Source organism: Mesorhizobium sp. M0664, from assembly GCF_040320565.1.
GTDB lineage: Bacteria > Pseudomonadota > Alphaproteobacteria > Rhizobiales > Rhizobiaceae > Mesorhizobium.
Genome location: NZ_JAMYPW010000008.1, coordinates 63,288 through 84,272, shown reverse-complemented (window position 1 = coordinate 84,272; position 20,985 = coordinate 63,288). Strand labels below are relative to the sequence as shown.

General features: G+C 62.2%; 20 protein-coding genes. 14 read left to right on the top strand and 6 right to left on the bottom strand.

Going from position 1 to position 20,985, the window contains the following annotated elements; translation table 11 throughout:
• Window positions 1-112: 112 nt before the first annotated feature.
• From pqqB to pqqE, 4 genes are read left to right on the top strand one after another with little or no spacing between them, the layout of a single operon-like run.
• Entirely contained in the window at window positions 113-1,051 is a 939-nt protein-coding gene (gene pqqB, locus NKI39_RS11905; RefSeq protein WP_352831933.1) for a pyrroloquinoline quinone biosynthesis protein PqqB, read from the top strand.
• Complete coding sequence (gene pqqC / locus NKI39_RS11900; RefSeq protein ID WP_352831931.1) at window positions 1,048-1,806, top strand: pyrroloquinoline-quinone synthase PqqC; 759 nt, start codon at window positions 1,048-1,050, stop codon at window positions 1,804-1,806. The genes pqqB and pqqC overlap by 4 nt, the downstream gene beginning before the upstream one ends.
• A complete protein-coding gene (gene pqqD / locus NKI39_RS11895) occupies window positions 1,803-2,099 on the top strand; it encodes a pyrroloquinoline quinone biosynthesis peptide chaperone PqqD (RefSeq protein ID WP_352831929.1) in 297 nt (98 codons plus the stop codon). The genes pqqC and pqqD overlap by 4 nt, the downstream gene beginning before the upstream one ends.
• Entirely contained in the window at window positions 2,096-3,217 is a 1,122-nt protein-coding gene (gene pqqE / locus NKI39_RS11890; RefSeq protein WP_352831927.1) for a pyrroloquinoline quinone biosynthesis protein PqqE, read from the top strand. Before pqqD ends, pqqE begins: the two co-directional genes overlap by 4 nt.
• A 21-nt stretch (window positions 3,218-3,238) precedes the next feature.
• Here pqqE and fghA read toward each other — a convergent pair whose 3' ends face one another.
• The 3 genes from fghA to NKI39_RS11875 form a co-directional block, all read right to left on the bottom strand.
• On the bottom strand, window positions 3,239-4,090 hold the full coding sequence (gene fghA, locus NKI39_RS11885) for an S-formylglutathione hydrolase (protein WP_352831925.1): 852 nt from the start codon (window positions 4,088-4,090) through the stop codon (window positions 3,239-3,241).
• A 213-nt stretch (window positions 4,091-4,303) separates the two neighbouring features.
• Window positions 4,304-4,687, bottom strand: a complete 384-nt coding sequence (locus NKI39_RS11880; protein WP_352503270.1) for a PIN domain-containing protein — start codon at window positions 4,685-4,687, stop codon at window positions 4,304-4,306.
• Window positions 4,684-4,950, bottom strand: coding sequence for an AbrB/MazE/SpoVT family DNA-binding domain-containing protein (locus tag NKI39_RS11875; protein ID WP_352503269.1), 267 nt, complete (start codon window positions 4,948-4,950; stop codon window positions 4,684-4,686). Before NKI39_RS11875 ends, NKI39_RS11880 begins: the two co-directional genes overlap by 4 nt.
• A 546-nt stretch (window positions 4,951-5,496) precedes the next feature.
• Between NKI39_RS11875 and NKI39_RS11870 the strand changes: the two genes are divergently transcribed.
• The 10 genes from NKI39_RS11870 to NKI39_RS11825 all read left to right on the top strand — a co-directional run bounded on the left by NKI39_RS11870 (window position 5,497) and on the right by NKI39_RS11825 (window position 18,008).
• A complete protein-coding gene (locus tag NKI39_RS11870; protein ID WP_352831923.1) occupies window positions 5,497-6,336 on the top strand; it encodes a succinate dehydrogenase/fumarate reductase transmembrane subunit in 840 nt (279 codons plus the stop codon).
• A gap of 666 nt (window positions 6,337-7,002) precedes the next feature.
• Window positions 7,003-8,049, top strand: a complete 1,047-nt coding sequence (locus tag NKI39_RS11865; RefSeq protein WP_352771232.1) for an NAD(P)-dependent alcohol dehydrogenase — start codon at window positions 7,003-7,005, stop codon at window positions 8,047-8,049.
• A 346-nt stretch (window positions 8,050-8,395) separates the two neighbouring features.
• Window positions 8,396-9,307 carry a carbohydrate ABC transporter permease gene (locus tag NKI39_RS11860; RefSeq protein WP_352771233.1) on the top strand — a complete coding sequence of 304 codons (912 nt, stop codon included), beginning with the start codon at window positions 8,396-8,398 and terminating at the stop codon, window positions 9,305-9,307.
• Complete coding sequence (locus NKI39_RS11855) at window positions 9,307-10,206, top strand: carbohydrate ABC transporter permease (RefSeq protein ID WP_352771234.1); 900 nt, start codon at window positions 9,307-9,309, stop codon at window positions 10,204-10,206. Before NKI39_RS11860 ends, NKI39_RS11855 begins: the two co-directional genes overlap by 1 nt.
• 47 nt (window positions 10,207-10,253) lie before the next feature.
• Window positions 10,254-11,783: an ABC transporter substrate-binding protein gene (locus NKI39_RS11850; RefSeq protein ID WP_352831921.1), complete on the top strand. Its 1,530-nt coding sequence runs from the start codon at window positions 10,254-10,256 to the stop codon at window positions 11,781-11,783.
• Between the two features lie 65 nt (window positions 11,784-11,848).
• On the top strand, window positions 11,849-13,378 hold the full coding sequence (locus tag NKI39_RS11845; RefSeq protein WP_352831919.1) for a xylulokinase: 1,530 nt from the start codon (window positions 11,849-11,851) through the stop codon (window positions 13,376-13,378).
• Entirely contained in the window at window positions 13,371-14,696 is a 1,326-nt protein-coding gene (locus NKI39_RS11840; protein ID WP_352831917.1) for an iron-containing alcohol dehydrogenase, read from the top strand. Before NKI39_RS11845 ends, NKI39_RS11840 begins: the two co-directional genes overlap by 8 nt.
• 77 nt (window positions 14,697-14,773) lie before the next feature.
• Window positions 14,774-15,856: an ABC transporter ATP-binding protein gene (locus tag NKI39_RS11835; RefSeq protein ID WP_352831915.1), complete on the top strand. Its 1,083-nt coding sequence runs from the start codon at window positions 14,774-14,776 to the stop codon at window positions 15,854-15,856.
• Window positions 15,857-16,912, top strand: coding sequence for a hypothetical protein (locus tag NKI39_RS11830; protein ID WP_352831913.1), 1,056 nt, complete (start codon window positions 15,857-15,859; stop codon window positions 16,910-16,912).
• A gap of 97 nt (window positions 16,913-17,009) precedes the next feature.
• Complete coding sequence (locus NKI39_RS11825; protein ID WP_352831911.1) at window positions 17,010-18,008, top strand: sugar-binding transcriptional regulator; 999 nt, start codon at window positions 17,010-17,012, stop codon at window positions 18,006-18,008.
• A gap of 51 nt (window positions 18,009-18,059) precedes the next feature.
• Here NKI39_RS11825 and NKI39_RS11820 read toward each other — a convergent pair whose 3' ends face one another.
• The 3 genes from NKI39_RS11820 to NKI39_RS11810 form a co-directional block, all read right to left on the bottom strand.
• Window positions 18,060-18,791, bottom strand: coding sequence for an ATP-binding cassette domain-containing protein (locus tag NKI39_RS11820; protein ID WP_254819755.1), 732 nt, complete (start codon window positions 18,789-18,791; stop codon window positions 18,060-18,062).
• Between the two features lie 2 nt (window positions 18,792-18,793).
• Complete coding sequence (locus NKI39_RS11815) at window positions 18,794-19,774, bottom strand: ABC transporter permease (protein WP_352503300.1); 981 nt, start codon at window positions 19,772-19,774, stop codon at window positions 18,794-18,796.
• 196 nt (window positions 19,775-19,970) lie between these two features.
• Window positions 19,971-20,954, bottom strand: a complete 984-nt coding sequence (locus NKI39_RS11810) for a sugar ABC transporter substrate-binding protein (protein WP_502895713.1) — start codon at window positions 20,952-20,954, stop codon at window positions 19,971-19,973.
• Window positions 20,955-20,985 lie beyond the last annotated feature (31 nt).

Here is a 20,985-nt window from a genome sequence, read left to right as displayed (position 1 = left end):
CCTTGCCGTATGGGATTTTCGTGAAAGAGTTTGAGGCGCGCAAAGCGGGCGGGCCGTTTTTTGCGGCTGCAAATTGGCTGCTGGTCAGAGAAGCCGCGGGGCGGGCGTTTTCATGCGCTTGAGAATCATCGGATCGGCGGCCGGCGGCGGCTTTCCGCAATGGAACTGCAATTATCGTCTGAGCCGTGCGGCTCGCACCGGGGTGGCTGGTGTGCATTCACGAACCCAATCGAGTGTCGCCGCGTCGGCGGATGGCCTCGGGTGGGTTCTGTTCAACGCCTCGCCCGACATTCGCCAGCAGATCGCGGCAACGCCTGAATTGCAGCCCGCGCACGATGCGCCGCTGCGCTCGACGCCTATTCGCGCGGTGGTGCTGACCAATGCCGATGTCGATCATGTCGCCGGCCTGCTCAGCCTGCGTGAGCGGCAGCCTTTCGCTATCTATGCAACGACACAGGTTCTGGCGACGCTGAAGGCGAATTCGATTTTCAATGTCCTCGATCCGGCGCTCGTGCCGCGACGCATCTTGCCGCCGGCGCAAGAGCTGTCGATCTGCGACGCAGACGGCCACGACACCGGGGTGGCTGTCGAGAGCTTTCCCGTGCCCGGGAAGATAGCCCTCTATCTCGAAGAAAGAGGCCAGCCGGATGCCAATTTCAGCTCCGATGCCGGCGACACGATCGGCGTCCGTATCGCCGGTGCCGGCAGTCGCGGCTCCGTCTTCTACATCCCCGGCTGCGCCCGCATCGATGCGACCCTGCGCACGCGGTTAGCCGATGCCGCATGCCTTCTGTTCGACGGCACGGTCTTCACCGACGACGAGATGTTTGCTGCCGGCGTCGGCCAAAAGACCGGTGCACGCATGGGGCATCTGGCAATGTCGGGAGACGCGGGGTCGATCGCCGGCTTGGCCGATGTGAGGATCGGCCGCCGTGTCTTCGTCCACATCAACAACACCAATCCTGTTCTGGACGAGAATTCTGCCGAGCATGCAGCCGTCGAAGCGGCTGGCTGGGAAGTGGCCTGCGACGGGATGGAGATAGAACTTTGAGTGATTTCCACGACGCGGCCAGCAACGGCCTGTCCTCAAGCGAGCTCGAAGCAGTGCTGCGGCAGGTCGGTGCCGAGCGCTATCACAACCGCCATCCTTTCCATCACAGGATGACCAGCGGTGCGCTGTCGAGGACCGAGATGCAGGCCTGGGCGCTGAACCGCTATTGCTATCAGGCGGTCATTCCGCGCAAGGACGCCATGATCCTCGCGCATGCCGAGGATCCGGCGTTTCGCGCCGCCTGGCGCAAACGCATCGAGGATCATGACGGCGAGGACGGCTGGAGCGGCGGTATTGCGCGCTGGCTGCACCTGGCGACCTCGCTCGGTCTCGATGCCGACGCGGTGAAGAGCGAGAGGCTGGCCCTGCCGGCGACGCGTTTTGCGGTTGGCGCTTACCTCTCCTTTTGCACGAACCGGACCCTGCTGGAGGCGGTCGCGTCGTCGCTGACCGAGATGTTCTCGCCGCTCATCATCGGCGAGCGGGTACCCGCGATGCTGGCCAGATACGACTATATCACCGAGGACACGCTGGCCTATTTCACCCGGCGGCCCGAACAGGCCTCGCGCGACGCCGACTTCGCCCTCGCCTATGTGCTCGAACATGCCGACACGGCGGAGCGCCAGCAGCAGGCGATCGATGCACTGGTGTTCAAATGCGATATACTCTGGGCCATGCTCGACGCGCTTCAACACGCCTATGGCGAGCCCGGCAATATCCCGCCCGGCGCCTTCCGTCCGGAACCAGCCCAATGATGGCACTGCGCGAAAGAGCCATAGTGTCGCTGCAGTCGGTTCCATCGCTGCCGAAGCACGTGCGCATACAGCATGACCCCGTGCGCCAGGCGTTCGCCGTGCTGTCGCCCGAAAAGGTGTTCTGGCCAAACGAGATCAGCCTCGACATATTGCGCCGCTGCGATGGGCGGTCCACGGTCGGCGACATCATTGCCGGCCTTGCCGCAGATTATGATGCCGAACAGGAGGGTGTGGCGGCCGATGTCGTCGCCTTCCTGCAGGAATGGTCGGACAAGCTGCTGGTGAAGCTATGAGCGAGCCCCCTCTCCCCCCGATCGGCATGCTGGCGGAACTGACGCATCGCTGCCCGCTGCAATGCCCCTATTGCTCCAATCCGCTCGAGTTGCTGAAGGCCAATCGCGAACTCGACACGCAGAGCTGGCTCGACTTGTTCTCGCAGGCGGCCGACCTTGGCGTTCTCCAGGTGCATCTGTCCGGCGGTGAACCGACGCTGCGTCGCGATCTCGAGCAATTGATCGCCGGGCTTTCGGCGCGGGGCGTCTACACCAACCTGATCACCGCCGGCGTCGGCATTGCGGATGGCCGCATCGAGGCATTTGCCGAAGCCGGGCTCGACCATCTGCAACTGAGCTTTCAAGGCGCACGGCCGGCGACCACCGAGCGCATCGGCAATCACAGGGGCAGCCACGAAAAGAAGCTGGAAACGGCACGCCGCGCTCGCGCGGCCGGCTTGCCGCTTACCATCAACGCGCCGATCCATCGCCACAATATCGAGGAGGTACCGGAATTCATCGATCTGGCCCTTTCGCTGGGTGCGGAGCGTCTCGAGATCGCCAACGTGCAGTACGCCGGCTGGGCGCTGACCAATCGCGATCAACTCATGCCCGAGCGTGCGGCCGTCGACCGCCAGGCGGAGATCGTCGCGGCGGCGCGCGAACGGCTCACCGGCACCATGAACATAGATTTCGTCACGCCGGATTATTTCGCCATCTATCCCAAGCCGTGCATGGGCGGCTGGGCGCGCGACGCCTTCATGGTGACACCGGACGGCACCGTACTGCCATGCCATGCCGCCCAGACCATCCCGTCGCTCAGTTTCGAGCGTTTTGGAACACGCAGCCTGGCCGCGATCTGGACCGATTCCCCTGCATTTAATGCCTTTCGAGGCACAGACTGGATGCAGGAGCCCTGCCGCAACTGTGAGCGGCGCGAGATCGACTGGGGCGGCTGCCGCTGCCAGGCGATGGCAATCGCCGGCGATGCCGCCGCGACGGACCCGGCTTGCGCGAAATCGCCGATCCATGCGCGCATGGCAATGCTGATCGACGAGGCCCAGCGCGCTGCGACGGTTCCTTCGAAGGACGAACCATTCGTCTACCGGCGCATCGGCGTCGTCACCGAGCCCGCCTGACTGCCGACCTATTCCTACGGCCTACCCTCGTGAAAGCCGTTCGGCATGCCACGTCATATGGTCATGCATGAATGTCGAAATGAAAAAATAGGAGTGATCGTATTCGTCCTGCATCCGCAATTTCAACGGAATGCCTGCCTTGGAGCAGGCGTCTTCGAGCAGCCAAGGCCTGAGGCCCTCCTGGAGGAAACCGTCTGACGTTCCCTGATCGACCAGGAATTCCGGGAAACGGTGCCCATCCTCGATGAGCGAAGTTGCATCGTAGCGCCGCCACGAGGCCTCTTCCAGGCCGAGATATTTTTCGAAAGCCGGCTTCGACCAGCCGGCTGTGCTTGGCTGCACGATCGGCGCAAAGGCCGAGCAACTTCTGAAACGCCCGGGATTGTTCAGTGCGATCGTCAGCGCGCCATGCCCGCCCATCGAATGGCCGAAGATCGACTGGCGCGCCATATCGGCGGGAAATTCGCGCCCGATCACGGCTGGCAGCTCCTCGACGATATAGGAATACATGCGATAGTTCTTGGCATACGGCTCTTGCGTCGCGTCGAGGTAGAAACCGGCGCCGCTGCCGAACTGCCAATTGTCCTTTTCATCCGGAATGTCGACACCACGCGGGCTGGTGTCGGGGCAGACGACGATCAGGCCAAGTTCGGCGGCAATACGTCTGTATTCACCTTTTTCCATTACATTCGCATGGGTGCAGGTGAGTCCGGAGAGGTACCAGACCACGGGGCAACGGCTTTCCCGTGCCTGCGGAGGCACGAAAATGGCAAACCTCATTTCGCACGAGCAGCTCGTCGAAAGATGAGAGTAAACATGCTGGGCGCCGCCATGCGACTTGGCAGTCGAGACGAGTTTCAGGTGCTCTGGCATATATTCTTCTCCACCAATTTTAACCGCCGACCGTAGGCTCTACGACATCAAGGATGATCGCGGCAACCTTGGTGGGCCGGCTGGCGCGCGGGGCTCTTGATCGGAGCCGGGATGGCCTGCCTTCGCCGACCGTCTTGGCGCAGCAAGGCGCGAGAGGCCGCTCGCTGGCGCAGCGCCATACGGGCCAGGCTGGGCGATTGTTGGCGATGCTGGCTATAACAAGGACGCAGTCACTGCGCAGGCATCGGCGATGCTTCCGGGACGCCGAGCCCTGCGCAAATGCGGCTTGACGTCCAGTACTTGCCAAACCTGGTCAGCGGCGGTTTCGCAACCCACTGATCGACTTTTGCCCCGCGGAAACTGCCGGCCGGTTGACGACAACCATTCGCGGTGTTCAGCAACGCCCGGATCGCCGCGGCAAATTTTCGCGCTCTGTCTGGTACTGCCGGGCCAGAACCCTGGGAATTCGCACAAGGCCTTCACGCTCACGGCCACGATGTCCGCTTTGGCCAGCAGGTCGACAGCAATGGCCGCCTGCCCCTCATCATCGGCGACATAGGCGCGCAGCAGCACATTCGTGTCGGCCGTAACCCTCATTCCTCGCCGGACCCGGCCACAGCGCCCGCTTCCGCCATCGCCTCGTTGATCTCCTCGATGCTGAGCACCCGGCCGTTCGTCTTGCCTCTGAGGAAGCCGTGGAGGTCCCGGAACGACCCCTTCGCCCGTGCAGCCCTCAATTCCGCCCGACCGTCGGGCAGCAGATCAAGCTCGATTTTCTCGCCCGGTTTGATGCCCAGATGTTGCAGCACGTCCTTGCGGAACGTCACCTGTCCCCTTGTCGTCACTGTCAACGTTGTCATGTTAAACATTCCTGTTCATCGCGATAAGACAATGCAAATCTGCATTATTATCAATGCAGATGGTCGGGGCCAAGCTTGGCGTCCATGCGGCGACTGAATCGCGACCAGCGCTCTGCCAGAGTGAAGTCGCCAAACATCACCTGGAGGCCAGCATGCAAGCCAACACCGCGGCCGCTATCCGCGTCGATCTTGCCGCAATGTTGTCTCGTTAGAGCTGTCTCGTTCAAAATGGCTCGTCAATTCGCTTCGGCTGGTGTCGGGAATGGCGCAACCGCCGCCGGGAAGCGAGGGAAGACAGCGTCAAGTTCGATTAACCAGAGATCAACAAGAACAAGCCATCGCCGCATAGGCGTCTGCCTGCGTGGGTATGGACGGATTCACTCATGCGCAATATGAATCATGAATGGAGATGAGGCCTGCCGTGGCGCTCACATTATCGCCGTGTCCCTAAGGCAGGTGACGCTCGTTCAATGACGCTGCGCAGGGCGGATTGGCCTTCTGGTCTAACGCCGCCCGCAGAAGTGTCGATATCAGGGGATCTGGTCAATGACCGACAACAAGCCAGACGTTACCAAGGATTGGCAAGCGACGCAGGGCCAGAAGTCCTCCGCCACACGTCTTCGCCTTTTCGCCGCACTCTCGTGGGCCGTCGCCATTGGCGGCGAGATCTACGGAATTATGCTGCTTCGCCAGAACAAGTTCGACCAGGGACACCTGCCGCTGGTCATCGGCCTTCTGGTCGGCATCGCGATTTTCGCAATCGCCGGCAACTTGCTATGGAAGGCGGCCAACAGGCACGATCCGGCTCGTGCATCCGACGCGGCTAGGTTCTTCTTCCAAAACCAGCTCGGCGCAATCATCACACTGATTGCCTTCCTCCCGCTGGTTTTCCTGATCCTCACTGACAAGAACATGGATCCGCGGACCAAGAAGGTTGCCGGCGGCGTCGGCGCCGCGCTGGCCGTGCTCGCGACGGTCATGGGGATCAGTTTCAAACCCCCGTCGGTCGAACAGTACACCCAGGATATGAACGCATGCGCAGCCCAGATCAAGTCGGGGCAGCCCACCACCGCCTGTTCGCCCGATGTCGCCGCTCAGGCGCAGGCGATCGCGACGGACACCGCCGCCGTGGCGGCGGCGACGCGGGACGCGAGCCACCCCGCCGGTCAGGATGTCGTCTACTGGATCGCGCCCGAAAACGGAGCCGCGAAATCCACCGAGCCGCATGTTTTCCACCTCTGCGCAGGCGTGAGCCCGCTGAAGGACAAGACTGTGAATAGTGGCTCCGTGACGGAGGCCTACGCACAGAACGCCATCCGCATCACGAAGCAGATCGATATGGAACAGAAGCAGTGCGGGTTCACCGCCACAACCAGCACCAACTGAACCGGTTTGCACTCGATCGGGTCCAACCGTTGGTCTTGTCGAGAAGGATGGCGCGTAGGCGCAGGCTCAGTATTGACTCGCCGAAGCAACGCCAAATGCCGGGATCGCCCGGCTGGCCAATATTGTCCAACTGCAAACTTATCCGCGGCGGGCGATGACCTGGCGTCTTACGCACGGCAGCTTCCGGCCTGAGCACTTCGAATGGAAAATGACGTTAATGAAGCGCATTGCCGCCCGGCAGCGTTACGGGCGGGAAGCGATCCGGGAACTTCTGGCGCCCAAAAAACGATAGCGGACATTTCACCTGGTGGGCCGCATCGACCAGAAGCGGATCGGGCAAGCGTTCCATGGCATGTAGCGTCGGGTGTCGCGCACCTGCTGGACCCCTGTTGATGACTGGCCGATGCCGGTCTTCTGGCTTGGAGGCTGGGGAGTGGGGAGTCTCGGGGCGAACGACTATTTCATTCCGCCGAGGGCATTCGGCAGCGGCATGGCCGGCCTTCAAAGTCCTTTGGCCGGGAAGTTGGTACGAATAGTCGGAATCAGGCAACACCCCTGTTTTCCGAGCTGGATTTTGAAGCCGTGAACGAGCGGCTATGATGAACGCGCCGAGTGCAAGTAAGGTCACGAAGGCCCCTACAATAAGCTTTAGAGGAGACTACGTCGATGACGAACGTGCGCGCCCTTGTCCTTGAACGCCAACACGAACTCAAGCTGCGTGACATCGATCTGCCACAGACCGTCGGCCCGGGCGAAGTTCGCATCAAGATCCATACGGTGGGCATCTGCGGCTCCGACGTGCACTACTATACGCATGGCCGCATCGGCCCATTCGTGGTCGAAGCGCCGATGGTCTTGGGCCATGAAGCCGCCGGCACCGTCGTCGAAACGGGGGAAGGCGTCGAGCATCTGAAGGTCGGCGACCGCGTCTGCATGGAGCCGGGTATCCCCGATCTCAATTCGCGGGCGAGCCGGCTCGGCCTCTACAACATCGATCCAGCGGTCAGGTTCTGGGCAACGCCGCCGATCCACGGCGTGCTGACGCCCCATGTCGTCCACCCCGCCAACTACACTTTCAAACTGCCCGACAATGTCAGCTTCGCCGAAGGCGCCATGGTGGAGCCCTTCGCCGTCGGCATGCAGGCGGCTGCCAAAGCAAAGATCGCGCCGGGCGACACGGCGGTGGTGATTGGCGCAGGGCCGATCGGCACGATGGTGGCGATCGCGGCGCTCGCGGGCGGCTGCGCCCGCGCCGTTGTTGCAGATCTCGCCCAACCCAAGCTCGACATCGCCGGCGGCTATCAAGGCGTGATCCCGATCAACGTCCGCGACAAGAACCTGGGGACGGAGGTAAAGCGCCTGACCGATGGCTGGGGCGCCGACGTGGTGTTTGAATGCTCAGGCTCGTCCAAGGCATGGGAGACCCTGCTCGATCTGCCGCGGCCCAGTGGCGCGGTAGTGGTGGTCGGCCTGCCGGTGGCGCCGATCGCATTCGATGTCGCCACCGCCTCGACCAAGGAAGTCCGCATCGAGACTGTGTTCCGATATGCCCACCAATATGAGCGGGCAATCGCGCTGATGGGGTCGGGCCGGGTCGACCTAAAGCCACTTATTTCGGGGACCTTCCCCTTCGAAGATTCCATCACCGCCTTCGACCGCGCAGTCGAAGCCCGGCCGGCGGACGTAAAGCTTCAGATCCTGTTGCCGGATTAAGGCGAGTTCCAAAGCCCCCGGGCTGTCCTCCCGATCTCCTGAGTGCGTTGCGTAGCTTCTTGGGCAGATATGGCTGGCTGACGGCGGCCCTGAGCGCGTTTGAGGCTGGTGCACGGCATTTGCCGGCGGCGCTCCCTCCAAAAACAACCCCGTAGCCGGCGATCACGGCATCCTCTGGGACCACGAGCAAATCCCTGGAGCGCTGACGGAACCGACTTGACAATTCGGCGGCCGTCCGACACGTTCTTAACAAAAGGCACAACAAACTTACAAAAGTTCAAGTTGGCACAATCTGGCCGATAGGGAGAAGGCCGATGCGTCTGTGTGACCGAGCGGAGATTTGCGCGTGAGCACGGTGACCGTGACCCGCGAAGCGCCCAGATGGGCCCTTCCCCGGTTCATGACGGCCGAGCATCCTTTCCCCTGGCTCGCGCCGATCACGGTGATGCTTCTCGTTTTCGGCATCTATCCCCTCGCCTATTCAGTCTGGCTGTCGTTTCACAAACGCAATGTCGTCTCCCGTCAGCTCGACTTCGCCGGGCTCCACCAATGGACGCGCGCTTTCTCGGATGCGCGTATGTGGCATTCGCTGGAAACCACGCTGATCTACACCTTCGTCGCGCTTGCGGTTCAGCTTGCGCTCGGCATCCTCATCGCGCTTCTGCTTGACACCGATCGCAAAGGTTACGGCGTGCTGCGGGCGCTGATGACACTGCCGCTGGTGGTGCCGCCTGCGGTGACCGGAATGATGTTCCTGCTGATGCAGGACGGTTCTTTCGGCGTCCTGTCGTTCTACCTGTATGCCCTCGACCTGATCTCGCCGGCACAGCCGATCCTGACGCAGCCCGGAACCGCATTGGCGGCGATCCTGCTGGCAGACATATGGCAGTGGACGCCGTTCATGGTGCTCATCATCCTGGCAGGGCTCAGGGCGCTGCCGAAGGAACCTTTCGAGGCAGCCGCGATCGACGGTGCCAACGGCTTCCAGACGTTCTTGCGGCTCACATTGCCGATGCTGCGCAAGGTGATAGCGGTCGCGGTGCTGATCCGCGGCGTCGATCTCTTTCGCATCTACGACTACGTCTACATCATCACCGCCGGCGGGCCAGGCACGGCCACCGAGACGCTTTCGTTCTACGCTGGCCGTATCTACTTCACCGGAGACTTCCCCTATGCCGCAACCCTGTCGCTGATCGTGCTCGTCGTCTTGATCGTCGTGTCGAACCTCTTCGTCAGGCTATTCAAGGTGAGGTTCTGATGGAGTCGTCGCGCGCCCAAACGATCGCCCGTGACGTGCTCGCAGTCCTGGTGGTGGCGATCTTCATGTTCCCGATCGCGTGGTGGGCGCTGTCGTCTGTCAAACCCTATTCGGCAATCTTCGACCGCAGCGGACCGGTCTACACCGGTTTCACGCCGACGCCGGACAATTACCGCGTGACGTTGCTTGGCGTCTCACGCGTCGACATCGGCATGGAACAGGGCGGCGAGGCGGCCGGGGTCATCAAGGGGGGCGCGAGTTCCTACGATTCCCGCCAGTCGTTGCTCGACAGCGCCATCATAGCCGTCGGATCGACGGCGCTGACGCTGCTGCTGGCCACCCTGGCCGCCTATTGCCTGTCGCGAATGCAGTTCAGCGGCCAGCAGTCCTTCCTGTTCTGGATTCTCTCGCAGCGCTTCATGCCGCCAATCGCGATCGTCATTCCGATCGTTTTCATGTTCCGCGATCTCGGCTTGCGCGATACCTATACGGGCCTCGTCCTCGTTCACAGTTTGATCAACCTGCCGCTGGCGGTTCTGCTTTTGAAGTCGTTCTTCGACGATGTTCCGCGCGAGGTTGATGAGGCGGCGCTTATTGACGGCGCGACGCGCTGGCAGACGTTCCGACGCGTGGTCCTTCCCATGGTCAAGGGCGGCATCGCTGCGACGGCTGTGCTGTGTTTCATCTTTTCGTGGACCGAGTTCCTGCTCTCACTGTTCCTGACAACGTCGATCCGCACTGTGCCGGTGAAGATCTCGACCTTTGTCACCTCGACGGCGACCGAGTGGGGCTACATCACAGCGCTCGGCACGTCCGCGATCATACCCAGCTTCATCTTTATCCTGCTGGTTCAACGGCATCTGGTCCGCGGCCTCACCCTCGGATCGCTGAAGGAGTGAGGCACAGACGAGAAGAACGACGACAAAAACGCAATGGAGGAACGATCATGAGCTTCAGTGAACACGACAAGAAGACATTCGCCGCCGATACCTGCAATGACTTTACGGCGCGCCGGATAACCAAACGCGACTTCATGAGGAAGATGGCGCTCGCCGGTGTCGGCTTTTCCGCCTTCGGATCGGCCATGCTAGGTGGTGGCCGCACCAGTCGGGGGATGCTGGGCCTCGGGGTTGAAGAAGCCCGCGCCCAGGACGCCGATATGCTGAAGTGGCTGGCCGACGTCGGCAAACCATATGCCGGCACCAAAATCCGCTACACGTCGGAAGCGACGCCGCCAACGATTGTTGCCAACCAGCTTGTCGCGGGTGAATTCACCAAGGCAACCGGCATTGAGGTGGAAGTCGAGATCGTGCCGCTGGAGCAGGTTCTCGCCAAGGCGACGCAAGACGTACAGGGCCAGCTTGGCACCTACGACGTCTACTATCTCGACCAGTCCTGGATGGCGACATTTGCCCAGGATGTCGTCGATCCGCGCGAGTATTACGACCAGAACAAAGAACTGGCGATGCCGAACTTCGACTGGGACGATTTCTCCAAGCCGCTGGTCGACGGCATCGCCATGTACAACGGCAAACAGTGCGGAATTCCATTCGATATTCCGATCTTCATCCTGATGTACCGCAAGGATCTTTTCGACAAACACAACATTGCCCTGCCGACAGACCTCGACGCCTACCTCAAGGCCGTCCAGGCGCTCACAGAGGCAGAAAAAAGCAACGGCATCTTCGGCACCGCGTGCCAGGCGAAGTCCGGCCACTATTCGCTGGAATGCGACTGGACCTTCGCATTGTGGGGCCATGGCGGTTCTGTCTTCAACAAGGACAAGAAGTTTGTCGGCAATGACGAACGCGGCGTGGCCGGGCTCAAATTCTATCAGGAGCTGGTCAAGAACTCGCCGCCGTCGGCGACGACTTGGACTTGGGACGGCCAAGGACAGGCCCTGACACAGGGACAAGCCGCCATGGCAATCACCTGGGGCGAGGATTTCCCCGGCTTCGATGCCAACGATTCCAAGGTCAAAGGCCTGTTCGAGGCCCTGCCCGCGCCCAAGGAAGTTCCTGGTCGTCGCGCCGCTGCCGATTGCGGCTTCAACGAAATCCCGGCCGTCGGCCACCAGGGCGGCTCGACGATCTCGCTGTCGCAATATTCCAAGAACAAGGAAGCGGCATGGCTGTTCATGCAGTGGGTCTGCTCGAAGGATGTCATGGCGCGGGTATCGACGCTCGGCGGCGGCGCCTCACCGATGCGCAATTCCTCTTTTACAGATCCTCGGGTCAAGGCGAAGGCCGTAGTCGGTCCCGGAACGACACGCCATTTCGACGCGATCAAATACACGATCGACAACCAGATGGGATCGGAGCCGGACATGCCGATCTGGGCGGATCTGTCGAACAACGACATTCCGGTTGAGCTCGGCAAGTTGCTTACGGGCCAAGACTATGGCGGCGATGCCAAAGCATGCCTGGATGCCATTGCCGGCATTGTCGACGGCAAAGTCAAGGATGCCGGTCTTTAGCGGCTGGTCGGTGATTTGGGCGAAGGCGGTTTCGACCGCCCTCGCCCGTTGGCAACGTGGCGGCAATGGTTCCTGATCTCGTCATCGGCATTGATTCCTCGACCTCGGCAACCAAGGCGATCGCCTGGGATCGCAATGGTCTGGCCGTGGCCGAAGGTCGTGCACCGCTTGCAATGTCCAACCCGCGTTCGGGCTATTTCGAGCAGGATCCGGCCGAGTGGTGGACCTCGACGGTCGCAGCGCTGCGCGCCGTGACGTCAACGGTTTCGCCGGCACGCATTGCCGCCCTTGCGATTGCCAACCAACGCGAAAGCTTCGGCCTTTTCGACGAGCAAGGCCAGGCGGTCGGGCCGGCAACGCTCTGGCTCGATGAGCGCGCCCGTGGCAAAGCACGGCGCTTCGGCGAGAGTTTCGGCGCGGCACGCGTCCACGCAATATCCGGCAAGCCGCTGGACGTCATTCCTTGCCTTTACCGCATGATCTGGTTCCGCGAGCAAGAGCCCGAGATTTTTGCCCGCGTGGAGCGGATGGCCGAAGTCCACGGCTATCTGGTCTTTCGCTTGAGCGGCCGGTGGGTGACGTCCACCGCATCCGCCGACCCGATGGGCATACTCGATATGCGGGCTATGGACTGGTCGAACGATATACTGGAGGCAGCGGGCGTCGCCCGGCGCATGATGCCAGAAGTGGCGCGGCCCGGCACCGTTCTGGGCCAACTGACGTCGCAAGCGGCCATTTCGACGGGCCTGCGCGAGGGCACGCCGATCGTCGCCGGCGGCGGCGACGGTCAATGCGCCGGCACGGGCGCTGGTGTGTTGCAGCCGCGATGCGCTTACATCAACCTCGGCACGGCGGTCGTCTCCGGCAGCTTCGGCACGGACTACGTCCACGACCAGGCCTTCCGCACCGAAACGGCGGTCGCTGACAATGGCTATATCTACGAGACGTGCCTTCGCGCCGGCACTTTTCTTGTCGACTGGATGGCGCGCGAGATGCTTGGCGTCGATCTGCATGGCGCAAGCGATGCCCTGGAGGCGCTCGAGGCCGAAGCCGCTGCCAGCCCGATCGGCGCAGGCGGCATAATGCTCCTGCCCTACTGGCAGGGCGTCATGGACCCGCACTGGGACAGTGCGGCCCGTGGTGTGATTGCCGGGCTTTCGGGCTCGAGCCGCCGCGGCGACATCTATCGCGCCGTGCTGGAAGGCATAGCGCTGCATCAGGCCGCGACAAGTCAGCGGGCGGCTGCGGCTGCCGCCCAGACTATCGACCAGTTCATAGCCATCGGCGGAGGAGCGAAGTCCGACCTGTGGATGCAGATTCTGGCGGATGCACTCGGCCGTCCCGTAAAACGTTCGACGACCGTCGAAGCCTCCTCGCTAGGCGCGGCGATGGCGGCGGCAAAGGGGGTGGGCTGGTTTTCCACCATCGCCGAAGCGTCGATCGCAATGGCCAGCGAGCCGGCCAAAACCTTCGAACCGGACACTAAACGGGCCGCGCTCTACGCCGAACTTCTTGCGATCCATGCTGATCTTTGGCCAACGCTTGCAGCCTGGAACCAACGCCTCGCGGCCTTCATGGAGGCCGATCATGGCTGAAACGACCAACTGGAACGCGTTGATCGAGGACGTTGTCGCTGGACGCTGGACAGATCCCAAGACAGGCGCGGCCGCGGTCCTGCCGTTCCAGACGATCGAATTGCTGGAGACGACGGAAGCCCGCGAGGCGGATCTCGTTGCGCCGCTGAAGCTAGGCAGCCGCATCGCCGTGGTCTCCGATATCAACACCGTCGATGTGATGGGCAGGCGCGTCGCGAAGGCGCTGCGTGCCATCGCCGACATCGACGAAATCGTGCTGCCTGACGGCCTCGACTGTGATGAGGCGACGATCCAGATGGTCAGGGAGAAGACACGTCACGCCGAAGGGGTCGTGGCCGTCGGGTCGGGCGTCCTCAATGACAGCTGCAAGCATGCAACCTTCCTCGACGAGCGACCCTATGCCGTCTTCGGCACGGCCGCCTCGATGAATGGCTACGGCGCCTCGACAGCGTCGGTGACCTTGGCCTCCGGGCTCAAGATCTCGCTGCCTTCACACGCGCCCCGGGGCATCTTCCTGGACCTTGGCGTGTCGGCCGCAGCGCCCGCCTGGCTCAGCGCCGCCGGGCTTGGCGACAGCCTCTGCCGCTCCACGGCCCAGATCGACTGGTGGGCTTCGCATCGGCTGTTCGACACTTACTATTCCGAGGTGCCCTACCAGCTGCAGGCGGGCGATGAGGAGCCGATGCTGGCCCATGCGCCTGGCCTTGCCAGGCATGACGTCACCGCTGTCGGGCATCTCCAGCGCGTCCTGACGCTGTGCTCGATGGGCGTGTGCTTTGCCGGCGTTTCCCATCCCGGGTCCATGGGAGAGCACCAGATTTCCCATTGGGTCGACATGTTCGCGCAAGACCATCATCCCGGTACCACGCACGGCCAGCAGGTGGGGGTTGCCTCGCTGGTCATGGCGCGTCTGCAAGCGCGGCTGCTGGACATGGAAAAGCCGCCGCAGGTGAAGCCGACCGCCATCGACGAGGCGGCGATGCTGGCCCGTTATGGCGCGCAACTTGGACCACTTTGCATTGCCGAGATGAAGAAGACGGCACTCGACGCCAGCCAGTCGGAAATCTTCAACCGCAGGCTTGCGGAAACCTGGCCGGCGCTGCGCCAGGAGGTTCGGCCCATGGCAATGCCGGTCGCCCGCATGGAGGCAGCACTCAAGGCTGCGGGAGGGCCGGTCACCGGCGCGGAACTAGACCTGCCGCGCGCGCTTTGGCACGACGCCATTCGCTATTCGCGAGAAATCCGCGGCCGATGGTCCTTTGTCAATCTGGCCGCCGATGCGGGACTCTTGGAAGAGTTTCTGGAGAGCGAATGGTGAGAGCGCATCCGATCGCCAATCGCTCGCATGGCGAAAATGAGATCCAACCGGCAAGGGCAATCGAAGGGTAGCAATTTATGGCGTCTGTCACCATCAGCAACATAAAGAAGGACTATGGCGCCCTCTCGATTATCGATGGACTCGATCTCTCGATCGAGGATGGCCAGTTCGTCGTTCTGCTGGGGCCGTCCGGCTGCGGCAAGTCCACTCTGTTGCGCATGATAGCCGGTCTCGAGCCCATCACGTCCGGTGAGATCGCCATAGGCGACAGGGTCGTCAACATGCTCCATCCCAAAGACCGCAATATCGCGATGGTCTTCCAGAATTACGCGCTTTACGCGCACATGACCGTCTTCGACAACATGGCCTTTTCCATGCAGTTGAAGAAGCGCCCCAACGAAGAAATCAAACAGAAGGTCGGGTGGGCGGCATCGATCCTCAACCTGACACCCTATCTGGAACGGTATCCCCGCCAGCTTTCGGGCGGCCAGCGGCAGCGCGTCGCCATGGGTCGCGCCATCGTGCGGGACCCAACTGTGTTCCTGTTCGACGAACCGCTGTCCAATCTCGATGCCAAGCTGCGCGTGCAGATGCGCACCGAAATCAAGGAGCTCCACCAGCGGCTGAAGACCACCACCGTCTATGTCACGCATGACCAGATCGAGGCCATGACCATGGCCGATGTCATCGTCATTATGCGCGACGGCCATATCGAGCAGATCGGGCGCCCGCTCGATGTCTACGATCGCCCGGCAAACCTCTTCGTCGCCTCCTTCATCGGCTCGCCCGCAATGAACATGTTCCATGGCGAGGTGGCTTCCGAGCGCGACGCCTGGGTGGTGCGGACCGACGAGCTATCCCTCCCGCTGCCGCCAGGGGCTGCGGTCCGGCCCGGCCAAAAGGTGATCTACGGCATTCGCCCCGAACATCTTCGACCAGTGGCCGACGGGCGCGGAATTCCGGCGAGGATTACGGTTGTCGAGCCGACCGGCCCCGAAATCCACATCTTTGCCAGCATGGGCAACACCGCAATCTGCTCGGTGCTGCATGACCGCATGGAGCTCTCTCCTGGAGCTGTGATCCATCTGGAGCCGGCGCCTGAGCGAATCCATCTGTTCGACCAGGGTAGCGGCGAGCGGCTGGACAAGGGAAGAAGCTGAATGGCGCGGATCATCATCCTCGGCGCCGGCGTCATGGGCTCTGCCATGACGCTTCCGGCCGCTCACGCTGGTAACCGCATCACTCTTGTCGGGACCCATCTCGATGGGGAGATCGTCGGCTCGGTGGCCAGCACAAGTCATCACCCACGCCTCAACATCACTCTGCCTGATGTGGTAACCGCCTGTTCCTGGACCGAATTCGGGGCGGCGATGAACGATGGACCCGATCTGCTTGTACTCGGCGTCTCCTCGGCCGGCATTCCTTGGGCGATCGACCGCATTGCAGAAAGCATCAAGTCGCCCGTGCCGATACTGATGATTACGAAAGGGCTTGCAGCAAGCGACGAAGGCGTGGAAATCCTGCCACATCTGCTTGCCCGCGAGATCGAGCAACGCACCGGCTTGTCGGTCCCGGTGATGGCCGTCGGCGGACCGTGCATTGCCGGCGAACTGGCGGCGCAGCGCGACACCTCTGTGATCGTGGCCGGGCATGATCCCGACCAGGTGGCCGCGGCGTCCCGCATTCTGCGCGCGCCTTTCTATCATGCGCGATCGTCATCCGATCTCGTCGGCGTCGAGATCTGCGCCGCTTTCAAGAATTTCTACACACTCGCCGTTGGAGCTCCCGTCGGGCTGCTCGAGCGCGACGGCAAGGCGCCCAATGGCGCACTGATGCACAATCTTGCCTCGTCGCTATTCTCGCAGTCCCTCGCCGAGATGGCGATTCTGGTCGAAGCCCTGGGTGGAAAGGTCGAGACAGTGCTGGGGCTGGCCGGCTCCGGCGATCTTTATGTGACCTGCCAGGCGGGCCGTAACGGTCGCATGGGGCGCCTGCTCGGCCGCGGCCTGCCCTATTCCGTGGCGAAGCGCGAACACATGAGTTCAGACACGGTCGAGGGCGCGCAACTGGCGCTGGACCTTGGTCCGACTTTGAAGAATATGATGGCCCGGGGTGTACTTCCCCACGATCGCCTGCCGCTGACGAGCGCCATCATCGACGCAATTTGCCATGATGCTCCGCTGGTTTTGTCCTTCGACCGCTATCATCGAGGCTAGCGGAGCCGGGAAACTCGATTGATGCCTCATATCGATGAGCACATGGCTCCGCCGAGCCGCTCTGGACCCGCTGCCGCGGAGTGGACAGGATGATCTGATGGAGAAACCAGCGCGAAAGAAACGCGACGGCCGCCAAGCCGTAACGAGTTCCGTCACGGCCGATCGCGAGGAAGGGCTGCTCGTGCGCGCCGCCTGGCTTGCTTATGTCGGTGACCTGACGCAAGCACAAATCGCCAAGTCTCTTGGCCTGACACGCCTTCGCGTCAACCGGATGCTGGCGCATGCCCGCCAGCGGGGGATCGTTCAGATACGCATCAATTCCAAGGTGGCGAACTGCATCGAGCTGGAGCACCGGCTGCGGGACGCCTATGGCGTTTCCGACCCAATCGTGGTTCCGACACCGCCCGATCCTACCCTGGTGCCACAGGTAATCGCAGCCGCTGCCGGTGAAGCCCTGTCGCATAGAATCCGTGACGGGATATCGGTGGGCGTGGGATGGGGACGGACGCTCCAGCTTAGTCTGCGCTCAGTGACCGTGCGTCCCGTCAAAGGCATGTCGGTCGTTTCCCTGCTCGGCGGGCTCACGCGTGGATCGGCGATCAACATCTATGAAATCGCCTCGCGGCTCGCGGCGCTTTTCGATGCGGAATGCTACTACATCGCAGCACCGGTGTTCACGGATACGGAGGCCACGCGCGATCTGCTTATGCGCCAGTCCATTTTGGAAGACGCCTTCACCCATGCCCGCGACGTTGACGCCGCTTTCGTTTCGGTGGGCGCGGTGCACAAGGACGCCACCATCTTTCGGATCGGACTGGTAGGAGACGATGATCTCAGATCGCTCCAAAAAGCCGGAGCCGTCGGCGATATTTGCGGCCACTGGATCGGCGCCGACGGACAACTGGTCGATCACCCGCTAAACAGCCGTGTCATCGGCCTCGCCCCCGAACATCTGCGCGACGTCGACACTGTGATCCTGCCCTCCGGCGGCCTCGACAAGGTTCCGGTGCTGCGTGCCGTGTTGCGTCTCGGCGTCGTCGATGTGCTGATCACCGACGAGGAAACCGCTGAGGCGATCCTTGCGGAAAAGCCGTAGCGCAGACTGACCTCTACCAGCAGAGCGGCTCGCGAGTGACCGCTTCTCGCGTCACAGAACCTCGTGGATTTCCTCGATCGAAGTCTCGCCGATCCGCTTGTCGAGAACGATCTCGCCGCGCGCCATCGCCACGACCCGGTCACAGCATTCGAAAACATGATGCATGTTGTGGCTGATGAAGACGCTGGTGATGTTCTGGGCCTTGAGGGCGCGAACGAAGCCGATCACCTTTCGCGTCTCCTTGACCGAGAGATGATTGGTCGGCTCGTCGAGGATCATGACTTTCGACTTGAAGTGCATGGCCCGGGCGATCGCCACGCCTTGGCGCTGGCCGCCCGACAGTTCGCCGACCAGCGCGTCGGGCGACCTCAGATGCAGATCGACGTCGGCGATCGCCTTGACGCTTTCGTCACGCATGCGCTTCTGGTCCAGGATGCCGATGCCGAAAACCGAGCCCTTCACCGGCTCGCGCCCGATGAAGACGTTGCGGGCGATGGTCATGGTCGGGACCATCGAATTGTACTGGTAGATCGTCTCGATGCCGCGATCCATGGCGTCGCGCGGGTTCGAGAATCGGACCGGTTCACCTTCGATCCTGATCTCGCCGCCATCGGGCTTTTGGGTGCCTGACAGGATGTTGATCAGCGTCGATTTGCCGGCGCCGTTGTCGCCGACAAGGCCCAGCGCCTCGTCTGGATAAATGTCCAGCGTGACGTTCTTCAAGGCGTGGACGCCGGAATACCATTTCTGGAGTCCCTTGATCGCGATGATGGGTGCCGCCATGATCAGGTCTCCACCTTCATTGCCCTGCCCCGCTTTCGAAGCCAGGCGTTCACGACGACCGCGAAGATAGTCAGGAAGCCGATTGCCATCTTGAACCAGTTGGCGTCAACCTGGCTCAGCACCAGTCCGTTGTCGATGACGCGGATCAGGGCAGCCCCGATGATGCCGCCGAAGATGGTGCCAATGCCGCCAGTCAGCGAGGCGCCACCGATGACGGCAGCCGACACGGCTTGCAACTCCAGCCCCTCGCCGATCGAAGGCAGCGGCGCGCCAAGCCGCATCACCTGAATGGTGCCGGCAAAGCCGGCGAGCACCGAACAGATCATGAAGCAGGCGACCTTCACCCGGGCCGTCGGGATGCCCATCGATTGCGCGGCGGGCAGAAAGCCGCCGGTGGCGCGCACCCAGTTGCCGAAATTCGTGCGCGACAGAAGCACCGTCACCAGGATTGCCACGGCGAGAAACCAGAAGAACGACATGCGAAAGAGGTCGCCCGGCCCCACATAGATCGTAAACAGCCATTTGGGCAGAGCGTTGGCCGGGATGACAGGAGGGAAGCCACCGGAGATTACCACCGTCAGCGAACGCGCGATGAACAGCATGCCAAGCGTGGTGATAAAGCTTGGTATCGCGAAACGAATCGTTATGAACCCGTTGAAGAAGCCAATCAGGGCGGCGATCGCGAGCCCGGCGGCAAAGGCCGGCGCGAACGGCACGCCTGCCGCCAGCATCACCGCCATGGTCATCGGGGTCAGCGCAAATACCGAGCCTACGGAAAGATCAAACTCGCCGCATATCATCAGCAGGGTCACGCCGATCGCGACCAGCCCCATTTCAGGCAGCAGCCCAAGCATTCCGCGCACGTTCTGTGTGTTCAGAAATACGCCGTTCGAGCGAATCTGAAAGACGAGGAGGAGGAGGAGCAGGAACACGACCGCCGCAAGCTCCGGCTTCTCCAGATAGATCTTCATCAAGCGCTTCATCATTCGCTCCGGCTTGGGATTGTTTGCGCTGGCTTGTCGCATCGGCAAGGGGATGGCGGCAGTCTGTCTGCTACCGCCCCTGACAATGGAGATGCCGTTGGAGGATGGGACGGAGCCGACGCCCACGGCCGTGCTGCCTGGCCCTCCCCTTGCCCTCTCCGCGTAAAAGAACGAGGAGAGGACGCCGGCTTCGCGCCTACCGCACGCCTTGTGCGGCCAGTTCCTTGAGCTTCGGCACGTCTTCCTTGACGATGATGCCCTTGCCGGTGTCGATGTCTGCCGGCAGCAGACCGACGTTCTTGGCGAGATAGGCTTCCATCACCGGCATGAAGCCCTGCATGTAGGGCTGCTGGTCGACCTGGACCTGGATGTAACCCGCTTCCATCTGTTGCAGGACTTCCGAGACGATGTCGAAGCCGCCCATCAGCACCTTGCCCGGCTCGATGCCGCGATCGATCAGGACCTGGGCCACGTAGGCATGCCAAAGGCCGGTGTCGAAATACACCGTGGTGTCCGGGTGGGCAGACAGATAGGCGCCAACACGATCGGCGACGACGGCGCCATCTGTGCCGGTGTCGAGCCGTTCAATGACCACTTCGCGTCCGGCATTCGCCGCCTTGTATTCCTCAAGGAACTTCATGACGCCGGCAGCGCGCTGTTCCGACCAGTTCTGACCGGGCGCGGAGACGCCGACGAGCGCCCTGATCTTGCCTTCCTTGGGGAAGAACTCCGACATCTTCTTGCCGAGTTCGTAGCCGGCGGGAATGAAGCCCTGGCCGATGAAAGCCTGGCGGGCATTGCCGGCTGCACCCTCGGTGTCGTCGACGTTGGACGCGATGACCGTGACGCCGGCAGCGCGGGCGTCGGCGATGATCTGGTCGAAGGCATTGTTGTCGACGATCGAGGTGATCAGCGCGTCCGGTTTTGCCGCGAGTGCCGCCTGCATGTTGGCCGACTGTTGCTCGATCGAACCTTCGGTCTGCGTAAAGACCATCTGGCAATTGGCCTGGATCTTGGCGCAGGCGTCGTCAAAGCCCTTCTTCACCGCCTGCCAGAACGGGTTCGACGCCGACGAATGATGCGTGAAGACGATGTTCATCGGCTCCTGTGCGCGTGAGCCGATTGCCGAGCCTCCAGCCAGTACTGCTGCCAAGGCTGCCGAGATAAGTAGCTTCTTCATGGTTCTCCTCCTCCGTAGAAAGCTGCTTCAG

What these genes read in the sequence shown, in the direction of transcription:
- NKI39_RS11865 (WP_352771232.1), top strand. Translation starts at nt 7,003, where the DNA reads ATGACGAACGTGCGCGCCCTTGTCCTTGAACGCCAACACGAACTCAAG.
- NKI39_RS11840 (WP_352831917.1), top strand. Translation starts at nt 13,371, where the DNA reads ATGGCTGAAACGACCAACTGGAACGCGTTGATCGAGGACGTTGTCGCT.
- NKI39_RS11845 (WP_352831919.1), top strand. Translation starts at nt 11,849, where the DNA reads ATGGTTCCTGATCTCGTCATCGGCATTGATTCCTCGACCTCGGCAACC.
- NKI39_RS11815 (WP_352503300.1), bottom strand. Translation starts at nt 19,774, where the DNA reads ATGAAGCGCTTGATGAAGATCTATCTGGAGAAGCCGGAGCTTGCGGCG.
- NKI39_RS11820 (WP_254819755.1), bottom strand. Translation starts at nt 18,791, where the DNA reads ATGGCGGCACCCATCATCGCGATCAAGGGACTCCAGAAATGGTATTCC.
- NKI39_RS11825 (WP_352831911.1), top strand. Translation starts at nt 17,010, where the DNA reads ATGGAGAAACCAGCGCGAAAGAAACGCGACGGCCGCCAAGCCGTAACG.
- pqqE (WP_352831927.1), top strand. Translation starts at nt 2,096, where the DNA reads ATGAGCGAGCCCCCTCTCCCCCCGATCGGCATGCTGGCGGAACTGACG.
- NKI39_RS11810 (WP_502895713.1), bottom strand. Translation starts at nt 20,954, where the DNA reads ATGAAGAAGCTACTTATCTCGGCAGCCTTGGCAGCAGTACTGGCTGGA.
- NKI39_RS11870 (WP_352831923.1), top strand. Translation starts at nt 5,497, where the DNA reads ATGACCGACAACAAGCCAGACGTTACCAAGGATTGGCAAGCGACGCAG.
- fghA (WP_352831925.1), bottom strand. Translation starts at nt 4,090, where the DNA reads ATGCCAGAGCACCTGAAACTCGTCTCGACTGCCAAGTCGCATGGCGGC.
- NKI39_RS11835 (WP_352831915.1), top strand. Translation starts at nt 14,774, where the DNA reads ATGGCGTCTGTCACCATCAGCAACATAAAGAAGGACTATGGCGCCCTC.
- NKI39_RS11875 (WP_352503269.1), bottom strand. Translation starts at nt 4,950, where the DNA reads ATGACAACGTTGACAGTGACGACAAGGGGACAGGTGACGTTCCGCAAG.
- NKI39_RS11830 (WP_352831913.1), top strand. Translation starts at nt 15,857, where the DNA reads ATGGCGCGGATCATCATCCTCGGCGCCGGCGTCATGGGCTCTGCCATG.
- pqqD (WP_352831929.1), top strand. Translation starts at nt 1,803, where the DNA reads ATGATGGCACTGCGCGAAAGAGCCATAGTGTCGCTGCAGTCGGTTCCA.
- NKI39_RS11880 (WP_352503270.1), bottom strand. Translation starts at nt 4,687, where the DNA reads ATGAGGGTTACGGCCGACACGAATGTGCTGCTGCGCGCCTATGTCGCC.
- NKI39_RS11855 (WP_352771234.1), top strand. Translation starts at nt 9,307, where the DNA reads ATGGAGTCGTCGCGCGCCCAAACGATCGCCCGTGACGTGCTCGCAGTC.
- NKI39_RS11850 (WP_352831921.1), top strand. Translation starts at nt 10,254, where the DNA reads ATGAGCTTCAGTGAACACGACAAGAAGACATTCGCCGCCGATACCTGC.
- pqqB (WP_352831933.1), top strand. Translation starts at nt 113, where the DNA reads ATGCGCTTGAGAATCATCGGATCGGCGGCCGGCGGCGGCTTTCCGCAA.